The sequence below is a fragment of the Mucilaginibacter pankratovii genome (genome assembly GCF_014773265.1).
In the GTDB taxonomy this organism is placed as follows: domain Bacteria; phylum Bacteroidota; class Bacteroidia; order Sphingobacteriales; family Sphingobacteriaceae; genus Mucilaginibacter; species Mucilaginibacter pankratovii.
The window spans coordinates 1-17,379 of record NZ_JACWMY010000015.1 but is presented as its reverse complement, the minus strand read 5'-3'; the positions used below and the strand labels follow the sequence as shown (position 1 = coordinate 17,379).

Sequence of the window (17,379 nt, the reverse complement as noted above, 5' to 3'; positions counted from 1 at the left end):
ATTTTTAAACGGCGCCGTTAATTGCCTTGTTAATCTGATAAATTGTCAATTCTCATTATTGTTTATTTGCTTCTGAGGTAGCGACCGCCAGCTTTTTTTGGGCCAATTTCTGCGTAGCTGGTGTGATTTTGAGTTTGCAGATAGCAATTGTGGAACAAAGGCAAGAGTGTGGATAAGTAGCCGTTTTATTAAATATGTATGCAGCAACTTAAACTATTACAAAACGTATAAGTCAATAGATATGAGTTTATTAAAATAAACTGGAAAATGTGTATTTTGTTAAAAATTGTTAAAATAATCTATTAATTCATAACAACATGAATTGTAGCGCACAATATTTATACTTTTGCATGTAATATTGATATGGGTAGAAAATTTACTAAGCTTAATTCCTGGTTTACCTTGGCACTGCTTGCGGTGATGGTGAACGTTGCGCTTGCAAAGGGAGTAGTCGCTCAAAAAACGGATACCTCATACCTGCGTTATATTAAGGGCAAAGCCAAGCCCATAAATAAAAACATCCTGCATTTATCGCTGCCTCCTATAAAACCCGCAGTTATTTCAACCACGCGCATCTCGGTTACGCCGGGGCGGGCAATGGTGCCATCAGATAAGCTGCTATCAAATGTGCAGGTTTACCCTAACCCGGTTAATGATGTACTTAATGTAAAATACACCGTAGCACGCGAAGCCTTTGTTACCATTAAAGTAATGGATGTACTGGGTAACGATGTGCTCACGCTGTTTTCGCAACGTATAGAAATGGGTGAGCAAAGCATCACATACAACGTAAATAGCAAGCTTAACCGCGGCTTTTATTTCCTGCGCATAAACGTGGGTACCGAATCTATCAATAAGAGGATAGCGGTATTGTAAAACGCGCGAGCCCCCCAGCCCCTTGAAGGGGGAGCAGAATAACCTTTCATGGTCAATTTTTAGATTTAGTTTTTAGAGTTTAGAATTTTAAAAGGTAGAATTTCTATTTTCGGCTTTATTCTATTCATCTATGAAAATAATAGCCATTGGCCGCAACTATGCCGAGCATGCTAAAGAGCTTAACAACCCTGTGCCCAGCGTACCCGTGATATTTATGAAGCCCGATACGGCGCTTTTAAAGGATAATAAGCCTTTTTACCACCCGGAGTTTTCGCAGGATGTACACCACGAGATAGAGATCGTTTTAAAAGTTTGCAAGGAAGGCAAGCACATCGCCGAAAAATTCGCCGCCAGCTATTATGATGAGATAGCCCTGGGTGTAGATTTTACCGCGCGCGATATCCAATCCAAACATAAAGAGAAGGGGCTGCCCTGGGAACTGGCTAAAGCCTTTGATAACTCGGCACCGGTAAGTAACTTTTTGCCGAAGACACAATTTGCCAATTTATACGAGCTTAATTTTAAGCTGGATGTGAACGGTGAAACCCGCCAGCAGGGCAACACTAAAGATCTGCTCTTTTCCTTCGAACGCATTATCGCCTTCGTATCGCAATACATCACCCTCAAAAAAGGCGATCTGATATTTACAGGCACCCCGCAGGGCGTAGGCAAAGTAAATATTGGCGATAAGCTACAGGGTTATTTGGAAGGCGAAACAATGTTTGATTTTGAGGTGAAATAAGAAGTTTAAAAATATCGGATAATGAATATCGAACGCTGAACTTCGAAATACTTCATTATTCGATGTTCAGCGTTCGGTGTTCGATATTATTATACCCGCCTTCAAATCGCGCCCAACAAAACTGCCCCATGGTGGTTTACTAAAGAAAAATTTTATTAATAAGTATGGCCGTTCGACCGTGTAGCAGCAAAAAATCATCAATCAGTAAATACAAAACTTACGCGGCATTCGTGCTGCTGTTGCTTTTAGGTACCGTTACCTACGCCCAGGAGATCATCCAAAGCAAACAATACCCCCAGGGTTATTTCCGCTATCCTTTAGATCTGGCACCCGTTACTGCCGGCTCCTTTGGCGAATTACGGCCCGCGCATTTTCACTCGGGTTTAGATTTTAAAACCATGCAGCGCACCGGCTATCCGGTGCACGCAGTAGCCGATGGCTATATCTCGCGCTTGCGCATCCAGTTTGGCGGGTTTGGGCAGGCCTTATACATCACCCATCCAAATGGCTACACCTCGGTTTATGGCCACATCCAAAGTTTTACCCCCGAAGTTTTTAAATACATACGCGATTATCAATACAAAAACCAAACCTTCGAGGCTGATATTGCCGTTCCCCCCGGCACATTTAAAGTGATCAAAGGGGAAGTGGTAGCTGTGTCCGGCAACGAAGGTGCCTCCGCAGGGCCGCACGTGCATTTTGAGCTGAGGGATACCGCTACCGAGGAGACCATCAATCCACAGCTGTTCGGCCTTACCATCCCGGATGAAGTGCCGCCAACTATTACGGCAATAGGTGTTTATCATTTAAACGGCAACCCTTTTAGCGAGAATACCCCTAAAGAGTTTTTAAGCGTTACCGGTGCTGCCGGCAATTATCGCCTATTAAAACCCCAGGTGCTGCAGTTAAGCGGCAATACCGGTTTCGGCATAGCGGTGACGGATCAAAACAGCGTATCCAACAACCACAACGGTGTTTATTCTATCGAACTAAAGCTGGATGGCCGCACGGTTTACACCTTCGCGGTGGAGCGTTTCGCGTTCGATCAAACTCACGCAGTGAATGCCTATATAGATTACCCTACATTTTTGCTTACCCGCCGCATGATCCAGAAATGCTTCATCCTGCCGGGCAGTCGCATATCGCTGTATCCGCAATCTATCAACAGGGGTATTATCCCTTTTAACGATAACGAAGTACACGATGTGGAATTTATATGTAAGGATGTAGCGGGCAACACCTCGTCGGTAAAAGTAAAAGTGCAATCCAGCACCATAGCAAGTAACTTGGCCCCTGCAAAACCAGTGGGCAAAATGATGTATTACAACGACCTGGGCGAGTTTAACACCGAGCGTTTAAAAGTACAGATCCCGGTACGCAACCTTTACGATGACCTGGATTTTTTATACTCCAGCCTGCCCGCCAAACCCGGAGCCTACTCGGTAACGCACCGCATCCATAACAGGTTTACGCCGATACATGATAGCTACGATATCTGGATAAAGCCCGATATCAGCCTGGGTGCTTACACGGATAAAGCCGTTATTGTAAGCGCGGCTACCGGCAGCATCGGCGGCGAACCTGATGGTGCTTTTATAAAAGCAACCGCCAAGGCCTTCGGCGATTATTATATCAGGGTAGATACCGTGGCGCCGGTTATTACGCCTATCAATATCCGTAATGGCAGCAACCTTAAAGGTATCAGCGCTATCAGGCTGCGCATGAGCGATAACCTATCGGGCATAAAAAGCTTTGCCGGCAAAATAGATGGTAAATGGGTACTGGTAGAGTGGAGTTATAAAACAAAAATATTAAGTTATACTTTTACTAACGATATTGCACCCGGAAAGCATAATTTTGAATTTACGGTGATAGATATGAAGAACAATAGTACTACGTTTACAGCAGAATTTACACGATAAACATGGCAACTCTTAAAGCAGGCGATAAAGCCCCCGATTTTACCGCGAAAGACCAAAATGGCAAGGAAGTTTCGCTGAGCGATTATAAAGGCAAAAACGTAATTCTTTACTTTTACCCAAAAGATGATACCCCGGGCTGCACGGCAGAGTCATGCGATTTTAGGGATAATTACCAATCGTTGCTGAGCCAAGGTTTTGATGTGATAGGCGTGAGCGTGGATGATGAAAAGTCGCATAAAAAGTTTGAGACCAAATACAGCCTGCCCTTTACGCTGATAGCCGATACCGACCATAGCATTGTTGAAGCTTACGACGTTTGGAAAGAGAAAAACATGTACGGCAAAAAGTATATGGGTACCGCGCGTACCACATTTGTTATTAACGGCGATGGCGTTATCGACCACGTGATTGATAAGGTAGATACCAAAGCCTCATCGCAACAGGTGTTGGAACTGTTAAATTAACTGTCGGCAAAACATATTAAAGCAAAAAAAGCTTTATATTTATTTAAAAGATAAATTTTGATAAATGGCCATACAGGCAGAAGACGAAGAGATACTCAGCAAATTCCGCGACGAAAAAACGCGTAACGAAGCATTTAACATGCTGCTGAAGAAGTATCAGCAAAAAATATACTGGCACGTGCGCCGCATGGTGATAGACCATGATGATGCCGACGACCTCGTACAGGACGTATTCATCAAGGTTTGGAAAAACCTACCGGGCTTCCGTAATGATGCCCAGTTGTACACCTGGATGTACCGCATTGCCACCAACGAGTGTATCACTTTTTTAAATAAAAAGAAGCAGAAAAATAATATTTCGCTGGATGATGTAGACTATGAGTTGGCGGACACGCTATCAAGTTCGGACCAGTTCACCGGCGATCAGATCCAGCGAAAATTGCAGGAAGCTATATTGACACTGCCTGATAAACAGCGACTTGTGTTTAACATGAAGTACTTTGATGATATGAAGTACGAGGAAATGAGCGATGTGCTGGGTACCAGTGTTGGCGCTTTAAAGGCATCGTTTCACCTCGCGGTGAAAAAGATAGAGGCTTTTGTGACGAATACTGATTAAATTTTGAATTAACGTTAAACCTTTGGTAAATTTATTCATCTATAACAGAGTATGAAAAGCGATATGGAGAATAAGGAGTGGGGGGACGAAGAAATGTCACTTAAACGGTTTACCCGAAATAACCCGTTTACAGTGCCGTCTGCCTATTTTGAAGAAGCCGGTCAGCGCATTTTATCATTGGTTAAATTAGATGAATTAAAAAGTACAGACCCGGCAAACGGTTTTACGGTACCTGCAAATTATTTTGATGCGCTTTCGGCAAACATCATCAGCAGGACCAACATAGATGTGGACGCAAACGCGGAGCATAACGGCTTTGTGTTGCCTGCAAATTACTTTGATGAGCTTACGGCAAACATTACCAGCCGCATAAATATCGAAGTTGATGCAGAAGCGGAGCACAATGGCTTTGCTTTGCCGGCAAATTATTTTTATAAACTATCGGCGAATATTACAGGCCGAATCAATATTGCTGCTGAAGCAGAGGGGGAGGATAATGGCTTTGCCATGCCTGTCGGCTATTTTGATGAGCTTGCAAGCAAAATTCAAAGCCGCGTAAATATTGAGGAGATGGCCAAAGGCGAGAAGTTCTTCGCCGTGCCTGATGGTTACTTTGAAGATATGCAGCAGCAGATAACTGCCCGCATAGCGGTTGAAGAGATACTGGAAGAAAAAACAACTGGATTTACCGTTCCGGAGAACTATTTCGAGATGCTAAATCGAAATATCTTAAATAAAACGGTAAATAAGGAAGTTGTAATACGCAAAACTATTGTACGTAAATTATTTGCCAGCAATACGTTTAAGTATGCAACCGCCGCCTGCCTGGCTTTAATTGTTGGTACCGGTGCCTTTTTAAGGCAAAATGGCAGCGAGGTAGTAGTACCTGCTGTAGCGCACCAAAAAACTTTATTGCATAGCGAGCTGGCCAATGTGCCTGTTGACGAAATAAAAGATTACCTTGAGCTAAATGTTGATGCCGGCGATGCAGCCGGACTGATACAGGATGATAAACAAATTAATACCAAGGCGCTGGACGAAGACCTCAGCGATTATATTGATGTTAATTAACGCTACCCCGTACGTAATGATTAAATTGTTCAGATATATAGTTATTGTAATAGTTATTGCCGTTGCCACCGGCTATGAAGTATCTGCGCAAATCCCTACAAATAACTTGCAGCCAACTAACGGCGTAAAACGAAATTTACAGCCCCGGAGCAATAAGGGCGTGGGTAAAAAAATAGAAGCCGCCCGCGATAAGTTTTTATCGCAGCAACTGGACCTTACCGATGACGAAGCCGATAAATTCTGGCCGCTTTACCACCAGTACCAGGAGGAACTTAAAGCCATACGCATCCTGAAAAGATTGAATGGCAAAAGTGCAACGGGTAGCCCGGAAAAAGAACTTTATTACGATAACCAGATGCTTACCACCAAAAGGCGTTACCTGGATGAGTTTTTGAAAATAATCCCATCATCCAAAATAAGCATCCTATACAAAAGTGAGCAGGCTTTTAATGATGAAGTGATCAAACAGCTTAGTGAGCGCAGTATCCGCGCAGGGAATTAATTGGTTCATTAGTTCATTTGTTCACTGGTTCATTAGTACTTATCGGTGAAATTGTCATCTCAATTCTTACTGCCACCTGTGCTGGTAATTAATAAGCCAAATAGTTAGCAAGCATTCGTTTTAAGATGTAATTTTGAACACTGCAATATTATTGCGATAAGCAAGGCTTCCTTGCGGGTTGTAATGGCGGATCGATCTCTCCGCCACACACCAATGAACAAATGAACTAGTGAACAAATGAACCAATCTTTCAAAGAAAAAGATATGCAATCCATCATCGGGTGGATCCTGCGCGCAGGGGTATTCGTCTCTATGGCTATCGTTTTTATAGGAGGGGTGGTTTATATCTACCGCCACGGACATGCCACTGCCGATTACCACACCTTTAAGGGCGTGCCCGATTTTGTGCACAATGCATCGGGTATTATCAACGGCATCTTTACCTTTAGGGGCAGGGCCATCATCCAGGCGGGTATTATTCTGCTCATTGCTACGCCGGTTATCCGGGTAGTATTTTCTGCTGTTGGCTTTGTGCTGGAGAAAGACTACCTGTATGTAGGCATCACGTTGATTGTGCTGCTTATTATCTTCAGCAGTATGCTTAGCGGCCACGCCGGCTAAGATTTTTAAAACCATTTTTATTTTGCCTTGCTGTATAAATATGCAAAGGCAGCCTGTACAATCGTCCGCTTTAGAAAGCATTGGTTACGATGCGGAAACGCATACGCTTGAGCTTGAATTTAAAGAGCATAGCGGTGTATGGCAATACTTCAATTTTAAGCCACCCGCACTAAAAAAATTCCTGGGCAGTCCATCTCTGGGTAACTTCTTCGTCACCCAAATAAAAGGAAAGTATAAAGAGAAAAAGGTGGGGTAACCTGTAGAGACGCGATACTTCGCGTCTTTTTTTATTGGTTAGTTCGCGCCCTTGCGCATCCTGTCCTGCTCCAATTCGGTGCCGGTTTGGTGTTTGGTGGCAGCTTTTACGGTGGTTTTACCAAAACGATAGCTCAGGCTAAGCCTTGCTATGCGCGTTTCGGGTTTGCCGGTGATGCGCAGATCGATGTTTTGATATTGGGTGTAGGCCCTGTCGCGATTGGTGTTAAAAATATCAGACAGATTCAGGCTCAGTTTGCCGCGTTTACCAAATACCGGGGTGCTAAGGCCCGCGGTGAGGTAATAATTCGGACTAAAGCGCCTGATGCCGTATTGGTTGGCCGTTTCGTAAAAGCCGGTGATCTCTAAAGCCAGGCTCTTGCTTAGCTTTAAGTTTTGGGTGGAATTGATGATCAGGTCGCCGGTGCCTTTATCCAGGTCGCCGTTTTCGGGGTAGGTGGTGTACCGGTAGTAGCCGGCGTTTACATCCAGCTCGCCGCTCCACCAGCTGGTAAAGGTATAAGGTATGTTAATTTGTAAGCCGATATCTTTTATATCGCCCAGGTTGCGTGTAGTGGTAAGATTTACTTTTGTGGCGTCGTTTTGGGTGTAGAACGAGAAGTTGGCATCGGTGATTTTGCCTGCATACAGCGATACCGAAATGCTTTGGTTATACAGGTAGGTTAAGGTAATGGTGTTGCTGTATTCGGGTTTGAGATAGGGGTTACCGCTCTGGAAATCGTAAGGATCTACATAATAAAGGAAAGGGTTGAGACTCTCATAATCGGGCCTTAAAATACCCCGCGCAAAAGTTAAGCTGTACTCATGTTTATCGTCCTTAACATAGTGCAACAGCAAATTGGGGAACAGCTTAAAATAATTGAAGATATTTAAAGTAGCGCTGGTTGATGTAACATTTACCGATTGCCCTTTTGAATGCGTGTACTCACCGCGCAGCCCGGCTACCATATCAAACTTACCGAACGCCGCCGTATAGTTTAAATAGCCTGCGTGTACATCCTCGTTATAAACAAAGTTATTGCTGAATATAGGGTCTACCGTGTAAACACCATTAACCTGCGGACCAAAAATGAGGTTGTTATCGCTTTCGGTGTGGCTGAACTTAACGCCTGCTTCCAGCTTAGATGTTTTATTTAGTGGGTTTACAAAATCCAACAGGCCGGTCCAGTTGCGGCGGTGCGATGGCGAAAGGTTTTGCAGCAGGTTATCGGGGCGGTACCGGGTACCCTGGGCATCAAAAAACATGTTGTTGATGTACTCGTCAGATCGCCTGGTGTAGGGCAGGTAGGTAATACTCGCAGAGATACTTCTGCCTACGTTATCCAGCTTGCCTGCGTAGTTGATATTATAATTAATGTTGCGCAGATCGCGTTCTACGGATGAGCCCACCTGTATCACCGAATCGAGGTGCCCCTGGTTGGATATTTTAAGTTGGTTGTTCTTGCTGAAATCGTTATTGGTTACAAAGCCGTAAACCTGCACACCAAGTGTGTGATTAGACGTTAACGAAAAATCGGCCCCGAGGCGGTAATTATGATTGATGGTTTCCTGCTTGCCGTAGTAGTTAAGATTGTAGCTGCTTAATACGCCCCCGGAATTGATGTTGCGGTAGCTATCAAATCCACGGTAAGTTTTATTAGCGTTTACATTGTACAGCCCAAACACATTTACATACTTGCTGCGGCTATTAAAGGTAAAGCCGGCAACTCCTTTGTAGTATTTGCCATAGCCTGCGGTTAAGTTTACGGTACCGTTAGTGCCTATGTTTTTTCCCTTCTTTAAAACAATATTGATAACGCCGCCCGCGGAAGCATCGTATTTGGCCGAGCCGCCGGTGATGAGTTCTATCCTGTCTACATTGCTGCCCTGGGTGCTTCGCAGCAGCGAGGCGAGGTCGGCACCCGTCATGCTGGTGGTTTTGCCATCTATCAGTATCAGCGCGCTTTGCCTGCCGCTGATGCTGATATCATCGGTATTACTCACTTTTACGCCCGGCGATTGCGCCAGGATCTCCAGCACGTTCTTGCCATCGGCGGTAATACTGGCCGCAGGGTTTATAATGGTTTTGCCCGGCCTTACTTCCACAAACGGTTTTTTGGCTACCACGGCAACTTCTTTCAGTTCGGTACTAAGCGGCTGCAGGTAAATAGGCTGTATAGTAACGGTTTGCCCTGCAGGTGCTTTATAGGCGGCAGAATAAGCTTTGATATAACCCAGGTGATTGGCCAGCACCAAATAGGCACCCGGCCTAACGGACTGAAATTCGAAAGCGCCATTACGATCAACCAATACCGACATTACGATAGCGGAATCGGCCTGGTTTAACAATATAACGGTAGCGGCCTCGGCGGCTGTACTATTTTGCAGGTAAACATTGCCCCTGAGTACGGAAGAGTTGGTTTGGGCGCAACAAAAACTATAAAAACCGGCCACCATTGCAAGTAGCAAACACCCTTTTTTAACCCTCATTAACTATTAGTAGATTTTATCCGATATTGTGTGTTTAGGAAATACAAATTTAATAAAATATTAAATTTATAATATGTTTATATGCTTTTTACGCATTATAATAATAAATGTTGCCCGGAGTTATACATATATGGATCAAAAATCCTCTCAAAATTTAGTAAATTCGCCATCAGTATCCCCCAATATAAACAGGTTAAACCCCGGATGAAAAGAATATATACCACTGCAATAGTACTGTTTTTAGCTATAAGCGCCATGGCGCAAACAGCTCCCGCCAACTTTGCCCCCGTATTGGCCAGGTTTAAGCAGTTTTACAATGCCAACCAGCCCGATAGTATCTACGCCATGTTTGCGCCGGAAATGAAGGCCACCATGGCTGCGGATAAGTGGAACCAAACCACCACGCAACTAAAAGCGCAATTGGGTGCGTTAAGCAAAACAGAGATAGACCGTTATGTGGCGCCAACGGCCATTTATAAGGCAACTTTTGCCAACGCTGTATTCTTTTTAAACCTATCGCTAAACAGCCAGAATAAACTGGTTGGCGTGTTTTTTACACCTTACCAGGAGCCGGCCAAAACCATCCAGATGGATGCATCGCTTACCGAAGAGCCGGTTTTATTCAAAATGTTTACCGGTACCATCCCGGGCACGCTAACCATTCCTAAAAACGCTAAAGGTAAGGTGCCGGTGGTGCTAATTATTCCTGGTTCGGGCCCTACCGATCGCGATGGGAACAGCCCGAAACTTGGGTTGAACGGTAATACTTATAAAATGCTGGCCAACGAACTGGGCAAAAATAATATTGCTGTTTTACGGTATGATAAGCGTTTGGTGGGCCAAAGCGTAAGTTCTACAAAAGAGAAAGAACTGCGCTTTACCGATTATGTGGACGATGCCGTTGGTTTGGTTAATATGCTTAACGAGGATCAGCGATTTTCTAAAGTAATTGTTTTGGGGCATAGCGAGGGATCACTGGTGGGTTTACTCACCCTCCGCGACCAGCCCGTTAAAGGGTTTATCTCGGTAGCAGGCGCAGGCCGCACCGCCGAGAAAATAGTGCAGGAACAAGTAGAAAAATCGATGCCGAAGTTTTTGGTAGATCAATATAAAACGGTTGTAGACAGCCTGAGGAAAGGAAAAACTACCGATTACATCGACCCGCAATTGTATTCCATCATCAGGCCAAGTATCCAACCTTACCTCATGTCGTGGTTTAGATACGACCCCATCAGGATGATGAAAAGTGTTAAAATACCTGCACTAATTTTACAGGGAACTACAGATATACAGGTAACCGAAAGCGATGCAGAAAAGTTAAAAAAGGCCGATTCTGACGCGAAACTGGTTGTTATCCCCGGCATGAACCATATCCTGAAAGAGGCCCCCGCCGACCGCGAACAAAATATGGCCACCTACAATAAACCCACACTACCCCTAAAACCCGAATTGGTAACCGCCATTGTGGAGTTTGTGAATGGGATAAAGTAGACCGCTGATTTTAATGATTACGTTGATTTCGCTGATAGCTCTTAGCGCTAAATCGACGTAATCCTTTAATCATTAAAATCAACGGTCCCAGATTCCCAGCAGCCTCCTCAATAAAATAATTTCCGAAGTGTGGTACGCATTATGATCGGCAACCTGCAGGGCCTCGCGCAAAATGTTTTGCCCGCTGCCATTGGCGATGGGTTTATAAATATCTTCGCTTTTCAGCAATGCTAAAAACTCCGCCCGGTCGGCCTGGATCTGGTCGATGGTTTTCTCCCACGCGGCATCATCTTTCGGCTCATTTTCTTTTGGCCAGTAATCATCCGGCCATTTAGGCGATTGGTGGTTGCCATCCTTGCTAAACTCCAGCATGTCCCATTGCGCAATGCGGATATGCTCGGCAAGCTGCCAGATGCTGTAGGGTAGATTATCGGGCCGCACCCCTCTGAATTTCGCGGGGATCTCCTTCAAAGCATCCTCCAAAGTGGCATGCGCGCCGCCGCCCGCTATCAGTTTCTCCAGCTCGGCAATTAATATTCTATGCTGATCGTCCATAGGTAGGGTATTTCTTCAGTAACAAAATCGCAGCATATTTGATTTATATGCGGCAAAATTTCTAAGTTTATAACCTTAAGTGTTCAAAACGTGGTGCTAATGCCCGGGTCAAGAGTTGACTCACCCCCAACCCCTCTCTGCTGCGCAAAGAGGGGAGATTTTATTTTTCCTTTTAACCCTTTTTCCGCTTGCGGAGAGAGGGTAGGGCAGCGTTAGCGAACCCGGGGTGAGTTAAATGTGCGGGCGGCAAGAAAATCGTTATGTTTCCAACACTCTAAGTTTATAAACCAAAGCAAACCCTTACTAAGGTGATAAAGAAACTACTTTTACTTTCCCTGTACGTTGCCGCGTTTTCGGCCTGTAAAAAAGACGGGCAATCATCCGAACCGCTTTCGGCGAAGGACGATGCTGCCTTCCTGCAATACGAAGACCATTTTTTGGATGATTTTTGGAAAGAGAACCCCGAATGGGCAACCACAGCCGGCTATCATAAATACGACAGCTTACTGCTCATCCCCAATGATGATAACCGTAAAAAGGCTATCAAATTCACCAAGGTGCAGATGGATTCGCTCAGCAGGTTTGAGGTAGGCACCTTATCTGATGCCAATAAGATAGATCACCGTATGATGCAGAACCAGCTGGAATCTATCCAGTGGAACCTGGAGCAACTGCGCGAATATCAGTGGAACCCGGCATCATACAACGTAATAGGCGGTTTTGCGCTTATCCTTAACGAGCATTACGCCCCGCTGGAGAAACGCCTTCGCAGTTTTTATCAGCGGATGGCATTTATCCCGGCTTATTACAAAGAGGCCCAAAAACAGCTTAAAAACCCGGTTGCAGAGCTAACCAGCCTGGCTATAGACCAGCATACCGGTGGCTTGAGTGTTATAGAAAGCGACTTTGCCGATTCGCTTAAAAAAACAAAGATCCCTGATGCTGAGCAAAAGCAGATGGTAGACCGTGCACGCATCTCGGTTGACGCGATAAAGGGCTTTGTGGCTTATTTAAAAGCGATGAAGAACGATAAGCCCCGCAGCTTTAGGCTGGGTAAGGAATACTACGAAAACAAATTCAAATACGAGATACAGTCGGAAAGCACCGCCCAGCAGGTTTACAATGCCGCCATGGAACGCAAAAAATACCTGCATCGCGAAATGGCGAAGATCAGCCGCACGCTTTGGCCAAAATATTTTGGTACCAAAGCAATGCCAACAGATTCGCTTGACCTGATAGGCCAGATGATAGATACGCTATCTACCAAACACGTGGCGCCATCGGAATTTCAATCTGCTATTGAGGCCGAATTGCCAAAACTAACCGCGTTCATCAAAAGTAAAGACCTGCTAACCCTCGACCCAAGCAAACCGCTCATCGTTCGTAAGGAACCCGGCTACATGGCCGGTGTTGCCGGTGCATCGGTAAGTTCGCCCGGGCCTTATGATAAAACGGGCAATACGTATTACAATGTGGGCAGCCTTGTGGGCTGGTCGCCCGAGCGGGCCGAAAGCTATCTGCGCGAGTACAATCAATACATCCTGCAGATCCTGTGCATCCACGAAGCCATTCCGGGGCATTATACCCAGCTGGTTTATGCCAATAAATCGCCAAGCATTGTCAAATCGGTATTTGGCAATGGTGCCATGATAGAAGGCTGGGCAGTTTATAGCGAGCAGATGATGCTGGATGCAGGCTTTGGCGATAAAGAGCCGGAGATGCGCCTGATGTGGTATAAATGGCACCTGCGGTCGGTATGTAACGCCATATTGGATTATAGTGTACACGCAAGTAACATGACTAAAGAGCAGGCGATAAAAATGCTAACCCGCGAGGCCTTCCAACAGCAAGCCGAAGCCGATAATAAATGGAAACGGGTAAGCGTTAGCAGTGTACAGCTTACCAGCTATTTTACAGGGTATAAAGAAATTAACGACCTGCAGCTAGCCTGGAAAAAGAAGCAGGGTGATAAATATCGCATTAAAGAGTTTAACGAGAAATTCCTGGGGTATGGTAACGCGCCGGTTAAGTTTATTAAAGAAGCCATGTTTACCGTGCCAAAAATTGATACCAAGCCGGGTAGCGGTGGTTAATTTTGATGTGCAGATGTTGAGAAGTAAAGGTATGAATGAATTAGAAAAAAAGGACGCAAGCCACTGGATATGGGGCCTCATTTATTATAATCCTGCCGATCCGAAGCTGGTAGTGCCTAAGCGCTTTGGCTGGGGTTGGACATTCAATTTTGCGCATAAAGGCAGCTGGATATTTATCCTGATGGTTGTGGGGATTATTATAGCGATAAAAATGCTGGTGAGATAGGAGGCGGGACGCCGACCCATTGGTTCAAAACCAAAAAAGCCTTTCAAGCTAAACTTGAAAGGCTTTTATCATTTGCACATCTAAAATCTGCACATCTGCTTAATTTTTCTTCTCTCGCTCTATTACAAAAACATCCTCGTTCTCTTTTTTCATGAGGTACTTTTCGCGAGCGAATTTTTCCAGCTTGGCTTTATCAGAGGTAAGCTCGTCGAGGTCTTTATTCACTTTAGCGGTTTCGGCCTTGTAAAAATCGCGCTCCTGCTCCAGCTTGCTTAGCTGCTGCTTGTATTGGTATTGCGAGAACAGGTCGTTCTTATCAAAGAAGATCATCCAAACAACAAATATTACGGTTACCAGGAAAAATTTGTTCTTGATAAGGTTGATAAAGCGTTTCATTGGGTGCGGAAAAATTTAATTATAAAGCTATTTAATTTATCTGAACGCTGCAAACAGGATTATTAACTTGTTAACAATGGGGAGGGGTTGATTAGGTGAGTGGAGAGAGTTAATATCAAACTATGCCAACCATTCACTTAATCAACCCAATCAACCAATAACTATCTCCTGCCCGTTCTTCCTGCTGCGCCGCTCATGCCGCTACTGCCGCCGGCTTTACGACTGCCATCGGTACGGGTGTTGCCACCCGGCCTGCCGCCGCCGCTACGACCACCGCCGCCACCCGGCCTGCCACCACGTGAACCGCCGCCGCCACCGCTCTTGCCTTTAGCAGGCGCGTTTTTGGCTTTGCTCATCATCTTCTCGGTCATGGCCTGGATGCTTAGCGGGTAAGGGTGTTCTTCCTCCACTGGGATCTCTTTGGCTATCAGTTTATGAATATCTTTCAGGAAATCTATTTCTTCCTCGCCATCACAAAATGTAAGGGCTATGCCACTTGCGCCCGCGCGGCCTGTACGACCAATACGGTGTACATAGGTTTCGGGGATGTTAGGGATCTCGTAATTGATCACGTGTGTTAATTCGTCGATATCAATACCGCGCGCGGCAATATCGGTAGCAATTAAAACGCGTGTGGTACGGTTTTTAAAGTTGGTTAAAGCGCGCTGGCGAGCATTCTGCGATTTATTACCGTGGATGGCCTCGGCAGTAATACCGGCTTTTACCAGGTCTTTAACAACTTTATCGGCACCGTGCTTGGTACGGGTAAATACCAGGGCTGTTTTAATGTTTTTATCTTTCAGGATGTGATTAAGCAATAAACGCTTATCGTTCTTCTCTACAAAATATAACGACTGCTGTATGGTATCAGCTGTAGACGATACCGGCGCAACCTCCACCTTAGCAGGTTTCTGCAGGATAGAATCGGCCAGGCTTTGGATCTCGTTTGGCATGGTAGCCGAGAAGAACAAAGTTTGCCTGTTTTGCGGAACCTTGGCGATGATCTTTTTTACATCATGTACAAAGCCCATATCCAGCATACGGTCGGCCTCATCCAAAATCAGCATTTTTATCTGGTCCAGGTGCACAAAGCGCTGGTTCATCAGGTCTAAAAGGCGGCCCGGAGTAGCGATGAGGATATCAACGCCACGGCGCAAAGCATCTGTTTGCGGGCCCTGCGATACACCACCGAAAATAACCAGGTTTTTAAGTCCGGTGTTTTTGCCGTAAGCGGTAAAGCTCTCGCTGATCTGGATGGCCAGTTCGCGGGTTGGGGTTAAAATCAGGGCCTTGATTGATTTTTGCTCCTTGTGTTTTTGCTTATCTAAAAACAATAAATGCAAAATAGGGATAGCAAAGGCAGCCGTTTTACCGGTACCGGTTTGGGCGCAGCCCAGCAGGTCGCGGTGTTGTAATATAAAAGGGATTGCTTGTTCTTGTATTGGGGTAGGGGTTGTATAACCCTCTGTTTTTAAAGCCTTTAAAATAGGCTCAATTAAATTTAAATTTTCGAATGACATGTATTGAATTGTATGTATTATTTGCTAACGCGAAGCATTAAGCGGATCTGAAGAGTGTCTATTGATCAAAACCGTAAATCAACGGGTAATTATTTCTGCAAAGATACGCTTTTTATTATGAAGTAGGTTATGCGGGTAGATTAGAGCAGGAATGTGATGGAGAAGTGACCGTGATAAATGGATCACAAGGTTTAGAGGAGCGAATTTCAAATGATTATATTACCATTGAGTGAAATGAAAATAACGGCAATTCGTGAGGAAAATAAACATCTTTTACCTTTGGAAATGGTAGATATGGGCGTTCCCTTCGGGCCGGGCTTTCCGTTACAACTCCTCATTCCGCGCTGCTGATAGAAGCAGCGCTTCATTCCGGGGTTTTCACTGCAATCCCTAACGCGGGATAGGGTTTATTCTGCGTTTGCTGTTTCTGTCGGCGGTTCGGTTTGTTGCTGTAGTTTCTTCTCTTCCATTTTCTTCACTATAGCATCCAGCAATATCAGCCCGATACCTACCATGATGGAAACATCGGCTACGTTAAAAATGCCGGTTTGGAAGATGCCGAAACGGATATGCATAAAATCGGTAACCGAGCCGTGGGCAATACGATCGTAAATATTACCGATGCCGCCGCCTATAACGCAGATGAGTCCGCCAAGGATCAGCTTGCTGAAATTCTTTTGGGTAAGCATAAATATGGTACCCGCCAACAGCGAAATTACAGGTAATAAAGTAAGCAGGATAAAGCGATAAGGGTTAGCCAGGGTATCGCCAACGCTCAAAAAAGCGCCCGTATTTTCTATCTTGATCAGCGTAAAATGGTTCTGTATGAAGCTGATAGGCTCATCGTAACTCATTTTTTTGCGCACGATGGATTTGGAAACCTGGTCGCAACTAATATTGAGGGCGAGAATAACTAAAATAACAACAGCCCGGTACAGTCCTTTCAATTTCATTACCACGAAAGTAAAAAGAGAATTTGAGAAATGCTAATGTTATGTTGTGGTGAGGACACCACAACGTGTTTTAATTATTGCTTTTGTAACGCTTTTTATTTGCAATAAATGTTAAAATGCCTATTAGTAAAAATAGCCCGCCTGCAGGGTACATGTATAAATTAAGTTCGGGATATATGTATGCCGCATAAATAAATAGCAATCCCATCGAACCGTAAATAAAAACCATCCGGTTATAAGTACTTACGGCTCTATTAGATAAATTCTTGTTTCGTTCTATTAATCCATTTATTGATTTTACTTCGTCTATACAGGTTGCTGTACACGCAATCCCATTTTTAATTTCGGTAAGGCAATCCGGACAAAGGCCCTTATTGCAATTTTTGCAAATAGCTACTGCAGGTGTGGTAACATGGTTAAAGCAATTCATGTGATGAGGTTATAAGGCTTCTAAGGTAGTAATTCATGAGTCGTCCTGAAATAGGTTGACAGATTTTAATGAACTAAATATAATGCTTGTCAGGTAAAACTGGCAAGCATTTTTTGTTGATGAACTGTTTGTGGTGTTTGATAATTTAAGGCC

The 17,379-nt window shown here is 44.6% G+C and carries 17 protein-coding genes; 12 read left to right on the top strand and 5 right to left on the bottom strand.

Annotated elements, in window-relative coordinates; genetic code table 11:
- The first annotated feature begins 363 nt into the window (after nucleotides 1-363).
- From IDJ77_RS23830 to IDJ77_RS23790, 9 genes are all read left to right on the top strand, one after another.
- Nucleotides 364-876, top strand: a complete 513-nt coding sequence (locus tag IDJ77_RS23830) for a T9SS type A sorting domain-containing protein (RefSeq protein ID WP_191191496.1) — start codon at nucleotides 364-366, stop codon at nucleotides 874-876.
- Between the two features lie 130 nt (nucleotides 877-1,006).
- Nucleotides 1,007-1,618, top strand: coding sequence for a fumarylacetoacetate hydrolase family protein (locus IDJ77_RS23825; protein WP_191191495.1), 612 nt, complete (start codon nucleotides 1,007-1,009; stop codon nucleotides 1,616-1,618).
- Nucleotides 1,619-1,782: 164 nt separating this feature from the next.
- Nucleotides 1,783-3,540 carry a M23 family metallopeptidase gene (locus IDJ77_RS23820; RefSeq protein ID WP_191191494.1) on the top strand — a complete coding sequence of 586 codons (1,758 nt, stop codon included), beginning with the start codon at nucleotides 1,783-1,785 and terminating at the stop codon, nucleotides 3,538-3,540.
- 2 nt (nucleotides 3,541-3,542) lie between these two features.
- Nucleotides 3,543-4,004, top strand: coding sequence for a thioredoxin-dependent thiol peroxidase (gene bcp, locus IDJ77_RS23815; protein WP_191191493.1), 462 nt, complete (start codon nucleotides 3,543-3,545; stop codon nucleotides 4,002-4,004).
- Nucleotides 4,005-4,068: 64 nt separating this feature from the next.
- Complete coding sequence (locus IDJ77_RS23810; protein ID WP_191191492.1) at nucleotides 4,069-4,623, top strand: RNA polymerase sigma factor; 555 nt, start codon at nucleotides 4,069-4,071, stop codon at nucleotides 4,621-4,623.
- A 51-nt stretch (nucleotides 4,624-4,674) separates the two neighbouring features.
- Complete coding sequence (locus tag IDJ77_RS23805) at nucleotides 4,675-5,694, top strand: hypothetical protein (RefSeq protein WP_191191491.1); 1,020 nt, start codon at nucleotides 4,675-4,677, stop codon at nucleotides 5,692-5,694.
- 16 nt (nucleotides 5,695-5,710) lie between these two features.
- Nucleotides 5,711-6,196, top strand: coding sequence for a hypothetical protein (locus IDJ77_RS23800; protein ID WP_191191490.1), 486 nt, complete (start codon nucleotides 5,711-5,713; stop codon nucleotides 6,194-6,196).
- A gap of 237 nt (nucleotides 6,197-6,433) precedes the next feature.
- Nucleotides 6,434-6,817, top strand: coding sequence for a DUF1634 domain-containing protein (locus IDJ77_RS23795; protein ID WP_191191489.1), 384 nt, complete (start codon nucleotides 6,434-6,436; stop codon nucleotides 6,815-6,817).
- Nucleotides 6,818-6,857: 40 nt separating this feature from the next.
- A complete protein-coding gene (locus IDJ77_RS23790) occupies nucleotides 6,858-7,073 on the top strand; it encodes a KTSC domain-containing protein (RefSeq protein WP_191191488.1) in 216 nt (71 codons plus the stop codon).
- Nucleotides 7,074-7,111: 38 nt separating this feature from the next.
- Here the strand turns inward: IDJ77_RS23790 and IDJ77_RS23785 are convergent, their stop codons facing one another.
- The gene (locus IDJ77_RS23785) at nucleotides 7,112-9,562 is read right to left on the bottom strand and encodes an outer membrane beta-barrel protein (protein ID WP_191191487.1); all 2,451 of its coding nucleotides are present in this window, start codon (nucleotides 9,560-9,562) and stop codon (nucleotides 7,112-7,114) included.
- Between the two features lie 204 nt (nucleotides 9,563-9,766).
- Between IDJ77_RS23785 and IDJ77_RS23780 the strand changes: the two genes are divergently transcribed.
- On the top strand, nucleotides 9,767-11,053 hold the full coding sequence (locus IDJ77_RS23780; protein WP_191191486.1) for a serine aminopeptidase domain-containing protein: 1,287 nt from the start codon (nucleotides 9,767-9,769) through the stop codon (nucleotides 11,051-11,053).
- Nucleotides 11,054-11,131: 78 nt separating this feature from the next.
- Here the strand turns inward: IDJ77_RS23780 and IDJ77_RS23775 are convergent, their stop codons facing one another.
- Complete coding sequence (locus IDJ77_RS23775) at nucleotides 11,132-11,608, bottom strand: DinB family protein (protein WP_191191485.1); 477 nt, start codon at nucleotides 11,606-11,608, stop codon at nucleotides 11,132-11,134.
- A 308-nt stretch (nucleotides 11,609-11,916) separates the two neighbouring features.
- Here IDJ77_RS23775 and IDJ77_RS23770 point away from each other — a divergent pair, with 308 nt between their 5' ends.
- Both IDJ77_RS23770 and IDJ77_RS23765 read left to right on the top strand, forming a co-directional pair.
- Nucleotides 11,917-13,701, top strand: a complete 1,785-nt coding sequence (locus IDJ77_RS23770) for a DUF885 domain-containing protein (RefSeq protein WP_317174369.1) — start codon at nucleotides 11,917-11,919, stop codon at nucleotides 13,699-13,701.
- Between the two features lie 13 nt (nucleotides 13,702-13,714).
- Nucleotides 13,715-13,927 carry a DUF5808 domain-containing protein gene (locus IDJ77_RS23765; RefSeq protein ID WP_191191484.1) on the top strand — a complete coding sequence of 71 codons (213 nt, stop codon included), beginning with the start codon at nucleotides 13,715-13,717 and terminating at the stop codon, nucleotides 13,925-13,927.
- Nucleotides 13,928-14,026: 99 nt separating this feature from the next.
- Here the strand turns inward: IDJ77_RS23765 and IDJ77_RS23760 are convergent, their stop codons facing one another.
- The 3 genes from IDJ77_RS23760 to lspA form a co-directional block, all read right to left on the bottom strand.
- Entirely contained in the window at nucleotides 14,027-14,323 is a 297-nt protein-coding gene (locus tag IDJ77_RS23760) for an FtsB family cell division protein (protein WP_191191483.1), read from the bottom strand.
- 161 nt (nucleotides 14,324-14,484) lie between these two features.
- Nucleotides 14,485-15,843, bottom strand: a complete 1,359-nt coding sequence (locus IDJ77_RS23755) for a DEAD/DEAH box helicase (protein WP_191191482.1) — start codon at nucleotides 15,841-15,843, stop codon at nucleotides 14,485-14,487.
- Between the two features lie 407 nt (nucleotides 15,844-16,250).
- Nucleotides 16,251-16,796, bottom strand: a complete 546-nt coding sequence (lspA, locus tag IDJ77_RS23750; RefSeq protein WP_191191481.1) for a signal peptidase II — start codon at nucleotides 16,794-16,796, stop codon at nucleotides 16,251-16,253.
- Nucleotides 16,797-17,379: the final 583 nt, after the last annotated feature.

Excerpts from the sequence above, each read along its gene's own strand:
- IDJ77_RS23760 (WP_191191483.1), bottom strand. The coding sequence starts at position 14,323 with ATGAAACGCTTTATCAACCTTATCAAGAACAAATTTTTCCTGGTAACC.
- bcp (WP_191191493.1), top strand. The coding sequence starts at position 3,543 with ATGGCAACTCTTAAAGCAGGCGATAAAGCCCCCGATTTTACCGCGAAA.
- IDJ77_RS23775 (WP_191191485.1), bottom strand. The coding sequence starts at position 11,608 with ATGGACGATCAGCATAGAATATTAATTGCCGAGCTGGAGAAACTGATA.
- IDJ77_RS23795 (WP_191191489.1), top strand. The coding sequence starts at position 6,434 with ATGAACCAATCTTTCAAAGAAAAAGATATGCAATCCATCATCGGGTGG.
- IDJ77_RS23820 (WP_191191494.1), top strand. The coding sequence starts at position 1,783 with ATGGCCGTTCGACCGTGTAGCAGCAAAAAATCATCAATCAGTAAATAC.
- IDJ77_RS23785 (WP_191191487.1), bottom strand. The coding sequence starts at position 9,562 with ATGAGGGTTAAAAAAGGGTGTTTGCTACTTGCAATGGTGGCCGGTTTT.
- IDJ77_RS23805 (WP_191191491.1), top strand. The coding sequence starts at position 4,675 with ATGAAAAGCGATATGGAGAATAAGGAGTGGGGGGACGAAGAAATGTCA.
- IDJ77_RS23800 (WP_191191490.1), top strand. The coding sequence starts at position 5,711 with ATGATTAAATTGTTCAGATATATAGTTATTGTAATAGTTATTGCCGTT.
- IDJ77_RS23810 (WP_191191492.1), top strand. The coding sequence starts at position 4,069 with ATGGCCATACAGGCAGAAGACGAAGAGATACTCAGCAAATTCCGCGAC.
- IDJ77_RS23780 (WP_191191486.1), top strand. The coding sequence starts at position 9,767 with ATGAAAAGAATATATACCACTGCAATAGTACTGTTTTTAGCTATAAGC.
- IDJ77_RS23825 (WP_191191495.1), top strand. The coding sequence starts at position 1,007 with ATGAAAATAATAGCCATTGGCCGCAACTATGCCGAGCATGCTAAAGAG.
- IDJ77_RS23830 (WP_191191496.1), top strand. The coding sequence starts at position 364 with ATGGGTAGAAAATTTACTAAGCTTAATTCCTGGTTTACCTTGGCACTG.
- IDJ77_RS23790 (WP_191191488.1), top strand. The coding sequence starts at position 6,858 with ATGCAAAGGCAGCCTGTACAATCGTCCGCTTTAGAAAGCATTGGTTAC.
- IDJ77_RS23765 (WP_191191484.1), top strand. The coding sequence starts at position 13,715 with ATGTTGAGAAGTAAAGGTATGAATGAATTAGAAAAAAAGGACGCAAGC.
- IDJ77_RS23755 (WP_191191482.1), bottom strand. The coding sequence starts at position 15,843 with ATGTCATTCGAAAATTTAAATTTAATTGAGCCTATTTTAAAGGCTTTA.
- lspA (WP_191191481.1), bottom strand. The coding sequence starts at position 16,796 with ATGAAATTGAAAGGACTGTACCGGGCTGTTGTTATTTTAGTTATTCTC.